This window comes from Streptomyces sp. NPDC006197 (assembly GCF_040613865.1).
Lineage (GTDB): Bacteria > Actinomycetota > Actinomycetes > Streptomycetales > Streptomycetaceae > Streptomyces.
The window spans coordinates 15283-27407 of the sequence record NZ_JBEXSZ010000114.1 but is presented as its reverse complement, the minus strand read 5'-3'; the positions used below and the strand labels follow the sequence as shown (position 1 = coordinate 27407).

Here is a 12125-nt window from a genome sequence, read left to right as displayed (position 1 = left end):
GGTACATGATCGACAAGGGCATCGTGCGGGAGGTGGACCTGCCTGGCCTGCGTGAGGGCGTCCTCGGTCCCGGCGCCCCGCGGCAGGGGGATCGTCACGCCGCCCACCAGACGGTGGTGTCGGCGGGCAGCTCCACCGTCCCCTGCGCGGCGGAGCCGTCCACCTCCCCGCTGGAGAGGAGGTACCGGCCGGGCAGCGGGACGGTGATGGCCCGGCCGGTGGTGTTGGCGGTGCAGACGAATCCGTCGCGGCGGAAGGAGAGCACACCCTCGGGTGCCTCCAGCCACTCGACGGAGTCGCCCGCACCGAGTTCGGGGCGCTCGCGCCGGACGGCGAGCGCGCTGCGGTACAGCTCCAGGGTGGAGCCGGGGTCGCCGGTCTGCGCCTCGACGCTCAGGGCGCTCCAGGTCGCGGGCTGCGGCAGCCAGGAGCCGCCGTCGCCGAAGCCGTACGAGGAGCCCTCGACGGTCCACGGGATCGGCACCCGGCAGCCGTCGCGGAAGCCGTCCTGGCCGCTGGCCCGCCAGAACGACGGGTCCTGCCGGACCTCGTCGGGCAGGTCGGTGACGTCCGGCAGGCCGAGCTCCTCGCCCTGGTAGACGTAGGCGGAGCCGGGCAGGGCCAGCATGAGCAGGGTGGCGGCGCGGGCGCGGCGCAGGCCGAGCTCGCGGTCGCCGGGGGTGCGCAGCTGGGTGCCGAGGCCCGCCGGGTTGGCGAAGCGGGTGGTGTGCCGGGTGACGTCGTGGTTGGACAGCACCCAGGTGGTGGGGGCGCCGACCGGGCGCATCGCGTCGAGCGAGGCGTCGATGACCGTACGGAGCTCGGCGGCGTCCCAGTGGGTGCCCAGGTACTGGAAGTTGAAGGCCTGGTGCATCTCGTCGGGGCGCACGTAGTTCGCGGTGCGGTCGACGGTCGGGGTCCATGCCTCGGCGACGAGGATGCGCTCGCCGTCGTACTCGGCGAGGATCTGCCGCCAGGAGCGGTAGATCTGGTGGACGCCGTCCTGGTCGAAGAAGGGCATGACGTCGTTGCCGAGCAGCTTCAGCTGGTCGTGGGCGCCGATGTCGGGGAGCCCGGCGGCCTTGACCAGGCCGTGGGCGACGTCGACGCGGAAGCCGTCGACGCCCATGTCGAGCCAGAAGCGCAGGATGGAGCGGAACTCGTCGCGGACGGCGGGGTGTTCCCAGTTGAAGTCGGGCTGCTCCGGGGCGAAGAGGTGGAGGTACCAGTCGCCGGGGGTGCCGTCCGGGTTCTCCGTACGGGTCCAGGCGGGGCCGCCGAAGATGGACTCCCAGTCGTTGGGCGGGAGTTCGCCGCCGACGCCCTTGCCGGGGCGGAAGTGGTAGCGCTCGCGGAGCACCGATCCGGGGCCCTCGCGCAGGGCGCGCTGGAACCACTCGTGCTGGTCGGAGGAGTGGTTGGGGACCAGGTCGACGATGATGCGCAGGCCCAGTTCGTGGGCCTCGCGGATCAGGGCGTCGGCGTCGAGGAGCGAGCCGAACATGGGGTCGATGGCCCGGTAGTCGGCGACGTCGTAGCCGGCGTCGGCCTGCGGCGAGGCGTAGAACGGGGAGAGCCAGACGGCGTCGACGCCGAGCTCCTTGAGGTACGGCAGCCGGCTGCGGACGCCCTCCAGGTCGCCCATGCCGTCGCCGTTTCCGTCGGCGAAGCTGCGCGGGTAGACCTGATAGATCACGGCGTCTCTCCACCAGCCCGTGTGCGTGCCGGTGGTGGGGGCGTCGGCCGGGGTGGCGAGATGCTGGGTCATGTCTTCCCTGGGAGGTAAGGAGGGGCGTACAGGTGGGGCGTTCAACCGTCAGCCCTTGACGGCGCCGGCGGACATGCCGGTGACCAGGTGCCGCTGGGCGAAGAGGAACACCAGGGCGGCGGGGACGGCGATGAGCACGGAGGCCGCGGACATCGGGCCCCACTGGGCGCCGTACTGGTTGACGAACTTCTGGAGTCCGCCGGCGAGCGTGAGGTTCTCGTCGCCGACCATGAAGGCGGAGGCGTAGGCGACCTCGCCCCAGGCGGTGATGAAGGAGTAGAAGGCGGTGACCGCGATGCCCGGCTTGGCGAGCGGCAGGATGAGCCGCCAGAAGGTGCCGAACGGGGTGAGGCCGTCGACGTAGCCGGACTCGTCGATCTCGCGCGGGATGGTGTCGAAGAAGCCCTTCATCATCCACGCGCAGAACGGGACGGCGATGGTCAGGTACGTGATGACCAGGCCGACCGGCTGGTTGAGCAGGCCCATCGTCGCCATGATGTTGTAGATCGGCACGATCAGGACGGCGACCGGGAACATCTGGGTGATGAGCAGCGTCCACATCAGGCCGCGCTTGCCGGGGAACCGGAAGCGGCTGACGGCGTAGCCCGTGGTGGCGGAGACGAAGACGCCGACGACGGTGGTGAGTGCCGCGACGAGCAGCGAGTTGCCGAACCAGGTGAGGAACGGGGTGTCGTTCAGCAGGTTCGTGTAGTTCTCGAACGTCGTCTCTTTGAAGAAGTCCGTGGTGGTCGCGAACTTCGCCGGCTTCAGCGAGGTCAGCAGGACCCACAGCACCGGGAAGACGGCGATCACGGAGGCCACGATCAGCGTGACGTGCAGGCCGACCGAGGCGAGCGGGGAGCGGCGGCCCCGGATCGGGGCGTTCAGGGGCTGGGGGGTGGGGGTCGTGGTGGTCACCAGACTTCTCCCTGCTTGCGGAGGACGCGCTGGTAGAACGCGGCGAAGACCATCAGGAGGACCAGGATGAGCACGCCCCACGTGGACGACTGGGCGAAGTCGCGCGGGCTGACCTCGAAGGAGAACTTGTAGGCCTGGGTGACGAGGATCTGGGTGGCCTCGCCGGGCCCGCCCCGGGTGAGCAGGAAGATCACCGGGAACATGTTGAAGGTCCAGATGGTGCTCAGCAGGATCACGGTGGTGCTGACGGACCGGAGCCCCGGCATGGTGATGTGCCGGAAGCGCTGCCAGGCGCTCGCGCCGTCCATCTCGGCGGCCTCGTACAGCTCGCCGGGGATGGACTGGAGTCCGCCGAGGAGGGCGACCATCATGAACGGGACGCCGAGCCAGACGTTGACGAGAATGACCGAGAGCTTGGCCATGGTGGGGTCATTCAGCCACGGGATCGCGTCGATGCCGCCGCCCGCGAGGATCTTGTTGAGCAGGCCGTTGTCCTGGTTGTAGAGGAAGCGCCAGGCGAAGACGGAGACGAAGCCGGGCACGGCCCAGGGCAGGATGAGCATCAGGCGGTAGACGGAGCGTCCGGCTATCTTGCGGTTCAGGATGTTGGCAAGGGCCAGGCCGAGGGCGAACGTGATCGCCACGCAGGACACGGTCCAGAGGACCGTCCAGCCGAGCGTCAGCCAGAACTGCTTCCCGTCGATCGCCGCGACGTAGTTGTCCAGCCCGACGAACTCGTAGGTGGCCGGGATCTGGTTGACACCGATCGACCGCGCGACGTTCCGCTCGTTGGCGTCGGTCAGCGACAGGTAGAGGCCGCGGACCAGCGGGTAGCCGATGATCACGGCGATCACGATCGTCACCGGGGCGACCATCGCCCAGGCGTACCAGTGGGTGGAGAGGGAGCGCTTCGCCGCGCCCCGGTGACTGCCAGTTCCGCGGTTCCGGCCGCGGGCGACGTCGTCGCCCGCGGCCTTCGCCACCGACTGGCTGGTGGTGTCCACAGCCATCAGCCGGCCTGCCTTCCTGTTACTTCCAGTCCTTCAGGAGCTTGCGGTAGCCGTCGCCCACCGTCTTGGCTCCCGTCTCCGGGGTGGTCTGGCCGGTCAGGACCTTGGTGTACTCGGTGACGAGCGGCGCGAAGAGGCTGCCGGTCTCCGGGATCCAGGGGCGCTCGACGGCCTTGTCGACGACCGGCTTGAAGAAGGCGATCATCTCGTTGGTCGCGACGTCCGGCTTGATGTAGACCGACTCGCGGGTGGGGAGGAGGCTGAGCTCCTTCGAGACCTTCGCCTGGGTCTCGGCCGAGGTCATGTACTCGGCGAAGGCGTAGGAGGCGTCGAGGTTCTTGGAGCCCGCGTAGACGGCGAGGTTGTGGCCGCCCTGCGGGGCGCCCTGGCCGCCCGAGCCGGCCGGGACCGGGGCGATGCCCAGGTTGGCCTTGTCGGCGAACTCCTTGCCGGCGTAGGTGTCGGAGACGGCCCACGGGCCGTTGATCATCATGGCGACCTTGCCGTCCTTGAAGGCGGTCTGCATGTTGTTCCAGCCGTCGGTCGCGTCCGTCTTGGCCGCGCCGGAGTCCACCAGGTCCTTGACGACCTTGAAGGCCTTCACGCCGGCCGGGCCGTCGACGGTGACCTTCTTGTTCTCGGCGTCGACCAGGTCGCCGCCCTCGCCGTACAGGAAGGAGAGGAACCAGTAGGCGTCGTCGCCGCGCAGGTACAGGCCGGTCTTGCCGGTCTTCTGCTTGATCTTGGCGGAGACGGACTTGAGCTCGTCGATGTTCTTGGGGACCGTGACGCCGGCGTCCTTGAAGATCTTCTTGTTGTAGAAGATGCCCATGGAGTCGATGACCTGCGGGACGGCGTAGGTCTTGCCGTTGTACTTGGTGGAGGCCGCGGCCTGCTTGAGGAAGTCGTCCTGGTTCTTGAGGGCGGGGGTGCCGTCCAGCGGGGCGAGGTAGCCGAGGTCGGCGAACTCGGGGGTCCAGGCGACCTCGGAGCGGATGACGTCGGGCGCGCCGGAGCCGGACTGCGCGGCGTTCTTGAACTTGTTCTGCGCCTCGCCGAAGGGCACGTTCACGTACTTGACGGTGACCTTGGGGTGCGCCTTGGTGAAGTCCTCGGCGATCTTCTTGAAGACCTTGTCCTCGGAGCCGACCGTGGAGGTGTCCCACCAGGTCACGGTGCCGGAGAGCTCGCCCGAGCCCTTCGAGCCGTTGGAACCGCTGTCGCTTCCGCCGCACGCCGCCAGGGTCACGCCCAGGGCCGCGACCAGCGCGGTAGCCGCTATGCCACGCCGCATGTGAACTCCTTCGATGATCCCGGGGGTGACGAGGGGCTGGAACCTTCCTCATGCGACCGCTCCCTCGCGGCGCTCCGGGTTGCCAGGAACGTAACAGGGATGAAAACGAGCCGAAAGACCTTGCGAGAACTTTCTGCAAGGTCCGGCGATCGTTACATGCGCGTGTCCCGAAGGTTGCCGAAGGATCGCTTGACAGGGGCGATCGCCCCCCTTTCCCGCCCGAATGCCCCCGCAAGACGCCGGCAAGGGCTGCAAGGCCTTGCAGCAGGACGGCATCGAGACGGCCCCGGTGTAGCGGTGGGCAATACGCCCCGTGACCGGTACAGTCCTTCCTCATGACCGCGCGGCTCTCCGACATCGCAGCCCAGGCGGGGGTCAGTGAGGCCACAGTCAGCCGCGTGCTCAACGGCAAGGCGGGAGTGGCCGCCGCCACCCGTGAGTCCGTCCTTGCCGCGCTCGACGTGCTCGGCTACGAGCGGCCCGTGCGTCTGCGTCAGCGCAGCGCGGGGCTCGTCGGCCTCATCACCCCCGAGCTGGACAACCCGATCTTCCCCGCCCTCGCCCAGGTCATCGGGCAGGCCCTGACCCGGCAGGGGTACACCCCGGTCCTCGCCACCCAGACCCCCGGCGGGTCCACCGAGGACGAGCTCACCGACATGCTGGTGGAGCGCGGCGTCGCCGGCATCATCTTCGTCTCCGGCCTGCACGCCGACACCACCGCCGACATGACGCGCTACGACCAGCTGCGCGGCAAGGGCGTCCCGTACGTCCTCCTCAACGGTTTCTCCCCGAAGGTCCAGGCTCCCTTCGTCTCCCCCGACGACCGGGCGGCGATGCGGCTGGCCGTGACGCACCTGGCCGCCCTCGGGCACACGCGGATCGGTCTCGCCGTCGGACCGAAGCGGTTCGTGCCGGTGCTGCGCAAGATAGAGGGCTTCCAGCAGGGCATGGCGGAGCGGTTCGGCCTCTCCCCCGAGGAGTCCGAGGAGCTGATCCAGCACTCCCTCTACACCCTGGAGGGCGGCCAGGCCGCGGCCGGGGCGCTGATCTCCCGCGGCTGCACGGCGGTCGTCTGCGCGAGCGACATGATGGCGCTCGGCGCGATCCGGGCGGCCCGGCAGCAGGGCCTGGACGTCCCCCGGGACGTCTCGGTCGTCGGTTTCGACGACTCCCCGCTCATAGCGTTCACCGATCCGCCGCTCACCACGATCCGGCAGCCGGTGCAGGCGATGGGGCAGGCCGCGGTCCGCGCGCTCCTGGAGGAGGTGGGGGGCACCCCGGCTCCGCACTCCGAGTTCGTCTTCATGCCCGAGCTGGTGGTTCGCGGTTCGACCGCGTCGGCTCCGTCGCCCGCGCGCACTCCTTCCTGAGGGGGAGCGGGTGCACCGGGAACCCGACCGAGGGATGATCGGTCGGGGGGCGGGATCTGGCAGACTCTCTCGCTATGGGTGAAACGACCGTGAAGAGCTTGGACAGCCGGACGACCCCGTCGTCACCCATCGTGGCCGACGAGGGAAGGTTCGCGCGGCTGCGCGCGCGCTCGCCCCGCCGCCCCACCATCTGGTTCGAGATCCTGCTCATCGCGGTGAGCTACTGGACGTACTCGCTCATCCGCAACGCCGTGCCGGAGCAGAAGGCCGAGGCGCTCAGGAACGCCGACTGGATCTGGAAGACCGAGGAGTCCCTGGGCCTCGCCTTCGAGCACGCGGTCAACCATGCCGTGAACTCGGTGACATGGCTGATCGTCTCGATGAACTACTACTACGCCACGCTGCACTTCGTCGTGACCATCGGTGTGCTGGTGTGGCTGTACCGATGGCATCCGGGCCGTTACGGGGCGTTCCGCACGGTCCTGTTCGCGACCACCGGTGTGGCCCTGGTCGGCTACTACCTGTACCCGCTCGCGCCGCCCCGGCTCATGAACGGCCAGGACTTCGTCGACACGGTGCTCGTCCACCACACCTGGGGCTCGATGGCCTCGGGCAACCTCAAGCACGTGTCGAACCAGTACGCGGCGATGCCATCGATGCACATCGGCTGGTCGCTCTGGTGCGGGCTGACCGTCTTCCTGCTCGCCCGGGCGCCCTGGGCGAGGATCCTCGGCCTGCTCTACCCGACGGCGACCCTCGTCGTCATCGTCGCCACCGCCAACCACTTCTGGATGGACGCGGTCGGCGGCATGCTCTGCCTGTCCTTCGGCTTCGCCGTCTCCTACTTCTGGTACGGCTCCCGCCCCCACCGCCTGCCGAAGCTGGTGGAGCCGGCGGCCTCGACCCCGCGGCGGAGCGGTCCGCCCCCGGTGGCCGAGACGGACCGCGAGGACGACGTGGAGCCGGTCGCCTCCGGCAAGTGACCCGCTCCCGGTCAGCCCCTGTGGATGACGCTGTCCCGGTCAGCTCCTGTACGTGATCCCGCCCCCGGCGACCGTCAGCCGGACCGGGGCCTCGGCGGTCTCGTCCGCCGGCGCCTCCACCGGGTCCAGGGCGAAGGCGGTGAGGTCGGCCCGGTGGCCCGGGGCGATCCGGCCCGCGACCTTCTCCTCCCCCGCCGCGAGCGCCGCGTGCGTGGTCATCCCCTCCAGGGCCATCAGACCGGTGAGCCCGTGCCGGGCGGAAGCCGCGCCGCGCGGGGCGCGGGCGGTGGCGAGGACCTGGCGGGCGTCGTAGTGGGCGATGGGCCAGTCGGAGCCGAGCGCGAGGTGCGCCCCGGCGTCCCGCAGGTCGCGGCAGCGCCAGGCGCGGGCGGCCCGCTCCTGGCCGAGCCGCTTGGACCACTCGTCGGTGTGGTCGGCGCGGGTGTACGCGGTGTGCGGGGGCTGCATCGAGGCGACGACGCCGAGTGCGGCGAAGCGGCCGAGCTGGTCGTCGGGGACGGTCTCGATGTGCTCGATCCGGTGGCGGGGTCCGCCCGTACCGAGGCCTTCGACGGTGTCGAGGACGTGCCGGACGGCGGCGTCGCCGATGGCATGGGTGGCGGTGCCGACGCCGGCCCGGTGGAGGTGGCGCACGGCGGCGGAGTAGGCGGCCGGGTCGGGCCAGAAGGCGTCGGTGCCCTGGCCGTGGCAGTCGGCGTGCTCCAGCCAGGCGGTGCCGCCCTCGACGGTGCCGTCCATGAAGAACTTCACGCCACCGATCGCCCACAGGCGTCCGGCCCGCTCCTGGAGCCGTACGAATCCGTCGAGCTCCTCGGGAGTGGCGCCGGGCATGCACCAGGGGGCGAGGCGGAGGCGGACCGGCAGGTCGCCGTCCTCCTCGATGCCGGCGAGGAGTCCGGGGACGTCGTGTCCGCCGAGGTCCATGACGTGGGCGGCGGTCAGGCCGGTGGCGGCCATGGCACCGAGCAGCTCGACGAGCCGGTCGCGGCGCTCGGCGTACGGCTGGGTGGGCAGGACCGGGGTCATCAGGTCCATGGCGGCGTGTTCGACGAGGTGTCCGGTGGGGTGGCCGCCGGCGTCGCAGACGATCTCGGAATGCTGGGCGAAGGTGCGGGGGCCTTCGATGCCGGCGGCCTTGAGGGCGGCCGCGCTGACGAGGACGGAGTGTCCGTCGTAGAGGCGCAGGTGGGCGGGGGCGCCGTCGAGGGCGTCCTCGATGAGGTCGTGGTGGATCGGCCGGCCGCCGAAGACGTTGTGGTCGAGGCTGTGGCCGAGGATCCAGCCGTCGCGGCGGTCGGCGGCGCGGAGGGCGGCGCGCAGTCCTTCGAGGTCGGTGACGGCCGACAGGTCGGCGCCGGTGAACATCTCCAGGCCCCAGACGGGGTGGCTGTGGGCGTCGGTGAGGCCGGGGGTGAGGGTGGCGCCGCCGAGGTCGACCGTCTCGGTTCCGGGTCCGGCCCAGGTGCGGGCCTCGGCGTCGGTGCCGAGGGCGGTGATCAGTCCGTCGTGGACGGCGACAGCGGTGTGCCCGGTGAGCTCGGGGTCGCGGACGCGGGCGTTGACGAGGAGGAGGTCGGGTGCGGACACGAGGGGTCTGCTCCTTCGGTGTCGGGTTCGGCGGCGAAGCGGGCGTAGACCTCGGGGCGGCTGCGGCGGAGCCGGTACGCGAGGAGGAGCCCGAGGAGGAAGACGGCGGGGACGAGGGCGACGAGGACGGTGTTGACGGTGGTCGAGGCGCCGGTGAAGACGTCGATCTTGGAGACGACGAGGGCGATCGCTCCGGCGAGCAGCGCGGCGGCGACCACGGGCGCGACGACAGTGCGCAGGACGCCCTCGTCGTGGCGTACGCGGCGGAAGTAGAAGGGGATGGCGAGCGCGGCGAGCAGCTGGAGGGCCATCAGGCCGATGCCGCCGGGGGTGTTCACCCAGAGCAGCAGCTGGGTGTACGGGTCGGCTCCGGCGGCCGCGAAGCCGAGGACCACGGCGAGGCCGAGGACGGTCTGGGCGATGCCCGCGGCGTACGGGGAGCGGTGGCGGGGGTGGACCTTGCCGAAGGCGGGGGGCAGGACGCCCTCCTCGGCGAGGGCGAGGCCGTAGCGGTTGATCGCGTTGTGGAAGGCGAGGAGGGAGGCGAGGACGCTGGTGACGATGAAGACGTGCATCAGCTCGGCCGCCCAGCCGCCGACGTAGGTGGTGATGGCCGCGAAGAAGAGCCCGCCGGTGTCGCCGGCGGCGGCCTCGACGACCTTGTCGTCGCCGAAGGCCTGGATGACGGTCCAGACGACGAAGGCGTAGAAGAGGCCGAGGAAGCAGACGGCGATGTAGGTGGCGCGGGGGATGGTGCGGGCGGGGTCGCGTGCCTCGCGGCGGTAGATCACGGTCGACTCGAAGCCGGTGAAGGCGGTGAACGCGAAGGCGAGGACGGCGGCGCTGCCGGGGACCAGGACGTTGCCGGGTGTGAAGGAGGCGAGGGAGAGGCCGTCCGCGCCGCCCTTGATCAGGACGCCGCCCGCGAGGAGGACGAGGATGCCGGTCTCGGCGACGAGCAGGACGCCGAGGACCTTGGCGCCGAAGTCGATGGAGCGGAAGCCGCCGTACCAGATGAGCAGCAGTCCGGCGAGGGAGACGGGCAGCCAGGGGATGTCGATGCCCCACAGGGAGTGGGCCGTGTCGGCGGTGGCGGTGCCGAGCAGGCCGTAGACGCCGATCTCCATGCCGTTGTAGCCGAGCATGGCGAGCAGGGCGGCGGCGATGCCGACCGGCTTGCCCAGGCCCCGGGTGATGTACGCGTAGAAGGCGCCGGCGCTGCGGACGTGGCGGCTCATGGTGGTGAAGCCGACGGCGAAGATCGCGAGCGTGATGCCGGCGAGGAGGTAGCCGGCGGGGGCGCCGATGCCGCCGAGGACGATGGCGATGGGGGCGACGCCGGCCATGACGGTGAGCGGGGCGGCGGCGGACACGACGAAGAAGGAGATGTCAGCGGTGGTGAGCGTGCCGGTGCGGAGCCCGGGCGGCTCGTCGGGCGTGCTGGACGACATGGGGTGGGGAGGCCCTTCTGCGACGGGAGCAGGAAACCTAAAGCCTTTCGGTTGGCGCAATGTAGCCTCGTGCCCAACGATTCGGGAAGACCTGAACTGGGGGAAAACCTTCATGGGCCGGCCGCGCACACCCCTCCTCGACCGGGAGCGCATCACCACCACCGCGCTCGAACTCGTCGACGAGCAGGGCGAGTTCAGCGTCCCGCAGATCGCCCGCCGGCTCGGGGCGCAGACGGCCTCGGTGTACCACCATGTGGACGGCCGGGACGGCATCGTGGAGCTGCTGCGCGAGCGGGTCTGCGACGCCATCGACGACGACGCCTTCGAGCTGACCCCCTGGGACGCGGCCATGGCCGCCTGGGCCCGCTCGTACCGCGCCGCCTTCGCCGCCCATCCGCGCACGATCCCGCTGCTCACCGCCTCACCGGTGCGCGCGCCCAAGGTGCTCAAGCAGTACGAGAAGGCCGTCGCCCACCTCCTGGGGGCGGGCTTCCCACTGGCGGACGTGATGCCGGTGATCATCGGCCTGGAGAACCTGGTGCTCGGCTCGGCCCTCGACATGGCGGCGCCCGAGACGATGTGGGAGCTGGCCGACGAGACGGCCACCCCCCAGCTGGCCCGCGCCCTCGGCGCGGTCTCCGAGGGCCGCGCCGACCGGCCCTTCGAAATGGCCCTGGCCGGCTATCTGGCCCATGTCCGGACGCTGCTCGACACGGATCAGCTGTAGGACTGGAGCTCGATCAGCCGCCCTTCGGGGTCACGGAGGTGGGCGGTGCGCAGGCCGGAGCCCCACTCCGGGCGGTCGGCCGCACCGAGCACGGGGGCGCCGCCGGAGTCCAGGCAGAGGGCGAGGGCCCCGTCGACGTCGTCCACCCTCAGCACGAGCATCGCGGTGTCCTGGGCCGGCTCCGGACGGGCCGGGAGGTCCCCGGTGCCGAGGACGGAGGCCATCGCGGCGCGGTCGAACAGCACCAGGACGCCCCGGCCGTCCGCCTCCCAGTTGGCGTACGGCCCGTCCGGCCCGCCCTTGTCGAGGTCCGCGCCGGTCAGCGGGGGCAGGACGGCCGCGTAGAAGCGGAAGCAGTCGGCGAAGCGGGTGACGAGCAGTCGGGGGTACGGGGCGTGCACGGCGGGCTCCTCCGGCGGACCATGAGCAGACAGTGGGTCGGCACCCACTATAGGAAAGGACCTAGAATCCCGGGCATGGTTTCCGCGCACGCCACCCCGCCCTCGCTCCTGGACCTCAGCACCTATCTGCTCTCCCGGATCGGCAAGACCGCCCGGGGCCGCCTCGCGCAGCGCCTGTCCGGACGCGGTCTGCGCCTGTGGGACATGGCGGTCCTCGCCGCCCTCTCCGACTTCGGCCCGCACGCGCAGCGCGACCTCGGCGTCCGGCTCGGCGTGGACCCGAGCGACATGGCGAAGGTGGTGGAGCAGCTCGCCGCCGGCGGCCACGTCGAGCGGGACCGGGACCCCGGGGACCGGCGGAGGGTCCTCGTCACCCTCACCCCCGCCGGGCGGACGCTCCTCGCGGAGCTCGACGCCGAGGCGCGGGCCGTCCAGGACGAGGTGCTCGCCCCGCTGGACGCGGAGGAGCGGCGGACCCTCCAGGAACTCCTGCTCCGCGTCCACGACGGACAGGCCACCCCTCACGCCCCGTAGAACAGCTCCTCGACGACGGCGGCACGGCTACGCCCCGTAGAACAGCGCCGCGTCCACGGCC

General features: G+C 71.0%; 11 protein-coding genes. 4 read left to right on the top strand and 7 right to left on the bottom strand.

What is annotated here, in order from left to right; all coding sequences use genetic code 11:
* Positions 1–94 precede the first annotated feature (94 nt).
* The 4 genes from ABZ318_RS28850 to ABZ318_RS28835 are packed head-to-tail and all read right to left on the bottom strand — an operon-like array spanning position 95 to position 4990.
* Positions 95–1768 carry a glycoside hydrolase family 13 protein gene (locus ABZ318_RS28850; RefSeq protein WP_356905386.1) on the bottom strand — a complete coding sequence of 558 codons (1674 nt, stop codon included), beginning with the start codon at positions 1766–1768 and terminating at the stop codon, positions 95–97.
* Positions 1769–1816: 48 nt separating this feature from the next.
* A complete protein-coding gene (locus tag ABZ318_RS28845) occupies positions 1817–2686 on the bottom strand; it encodes a carbohydrate ABC transporter permease (protein ID WP_356905385.1) in 870 nt (289 codons plus the stop codon).
* Positions 2683–3696 carry a sugar ABC transporter permease gene (locus ABZ318_RS28840; RefSeq protein ID WP_356905384.1) on the bottom strand — a complete coding sequence of 338 codons (1014 nt, stop codon included), beginning with the start codon at positions 3694–3696 and terminating at the stop codon, positions 2683–2685. The genes ABZ318_RS28845 and ABZ318_RS28840 overlap by 4 nt, the downstream gene beginning before the upstream one ends.
* A 19-nt stretch (positions 3697–3715) precedes the next feature.
* Positions 3716–4990 carry an extracellular solute-binding protein gene (locus ABZ318_RS28835; RefSeq protein WP_356905383.1) on the bottom strand — a complete coding sequence of 425 codons (1275 nt, stop codon included), beginning with the start codon at positions 4988–4990 and terminating at the stop codon, positions 3716–3718.
* Between the two features lie 335 nt (positions 4991–5325).
* Here ABZ318_RS28835 and ABZ318_RS28830 point away from each other — a divergent pair, with 335 nt between their 5' ends.
* Together ABZ318_RS28830 and ABZ318_RS28825 are read left to right on the top strand one after the other, a co-directional pair.
* Positions 5326–6360, top strand: coding sequence for a LacI family DNA-binding transcriptional regulator (locus ABZ318_RS28830; RefSeq protein ID WP_356905382.1), 1035 nt, complete (start codon positions 5326–5328; stop codon positions 6358–6360).
* Between the two features lie 74 nt (positions 6361–6434).
* Positions 6435–7343, top strand: coding sequence for a phosphatase PAP2 family protein (locus tag ABZ318_RS28825; protein WP_356905381.1), 909 nt, complete (start codon positions 6435–6437; stop codon positions 7341–7343).
* A gap of 39 nt (positions 7344–7382) precedes the next feature.
* On the opposite strand, the gene ABZ318_RS28820 is transcribed toward ABZ318_RS28825, so the two are convergent.
* On the bottom strand, positions 7383–8951 hold the full coding sequence (locus ABZ318_RS28820) for an amidohydrolase (RefSeq protein ID WP_356905380.1): 1569 nt from the start codon (positions 8949–8951) through the stop codon (positions 7383–7385).
* Positions 8861–10402, bottom strand: a complete 1542-nt coding sequence (locus ABZ318_RS28815; RefSeq protein WP_356905379.1) for an APC family permease — start codon at positions 10400–10402, stop codon at positions 8861–8863. Before ABZ318_RS28815 ends, ABZ318_RS28820 begins: the two co-directional genes overlap by 91 nt.
* 112 nt (positions 10403–10514) lie before the next feature.
* Between ABZ318_RS28815 and ABZ318_RS28810 the strand changes: the two genes are divergently transcribed.
* A complete protein-coding gene (locus tag ABZ318_RS28810) occupies positions 10515–11129 on the top strand; it encodes a TetR/AcrR family transcriptional regulator C-terminal domain-containing protein (RefSeq protein ID WP_356905378.1) in 615 nt (204 codons plus the stop codon).
* Here ABZ318_RS28810 and ABZ318_RS28805 read toward each other — a convergent pair.
* Entirely contained in the window at positions 11120–11530 is a 411-nt protein-coding gene (locus ABZ318_RS28805) for a VOC family protein (protein ID WP_356905377.1), read from the bottom strand. The two genes, ABZ318_RS28810 and ABZ318_RS28805, sit on opposite strands and share 10 nt — an antisense overlap.
* A gap of 75 nt (positions 11531–11605) precedes the next feature.
* On the opposite strand from ABZ318_RS28805, the gene ABZ318_RS28800 reads away from it, so the two are divergent.
* A complete protein-coding gene (locus ABZ318_RS28800; RefSeq protein ID WP_356905376.1) occupies positions 11606–12064 on the top strand; it encodes a MarR family winged helix-turn-helix transcriptional regulator in 459 nt (152 codons plus the stop codon).
* Positions 12065–12125 lie beyond the last annotated feature (61 nt).

Coding starts and splice junctions, on each gene's coding strand:
- ABZ318_RS28850 (WP_356905386.1), bottom strand. CDS start 1,768: ATGACCCAGCATCTCGCCACCCCGGCCGACGCCCCCACCACCGGCACG.
- ABZ318_RS28840 (WP_356905384.1), bottom strand. CDS start 3,696: ATGGCTGTGGACACCACCAGCCAGTCGGTGGCGAAGGCCGCGGGCGAC.
- ABZ318_RS28835 (WP_356905383.1), bottom strand. CDS start 4,990: ATGCGGCGTGGCATAGCGGCTACCGCGCTGGTCGCGGCCCTGGGCGTG.
- ABZ318_RS28830 (WP_356905382.1), top strand. CDS start 5,326: ATGACCGCGCGGCTCTCCGACATCGCAGCCCAGGCGGGGGTCAGTGAG.
- ABZ318_RS28825 (WP_356905381.1), top strand. CDS start 6,435: ATGGGTGAAACGACCGTGAAGAGCTTGGACAGCCGGACGACCCCGTCG.
- ABZ318_RS28815 (WP_356905379.1), bottom strand. CDS start 10,402: ATGTCGTCCAGCACGCCCGACGAGCCGCCCGGGCTCCGCACCGGCACG.
- ABZ318_RS28810 (WP_356905378.1), top strand. CDS start 10,515: ATGGGCCGGCCGCGCACACCCCTCCTCGACCGGGAGCGCATCACCACC.
- ABZ318_RS28800 (WP_356905376.1), top strand. CDS start 11,606: ATGGTTTCCGCGCACGCCACCCCGCCCTCGCTCCTGGACCTCAGCACC.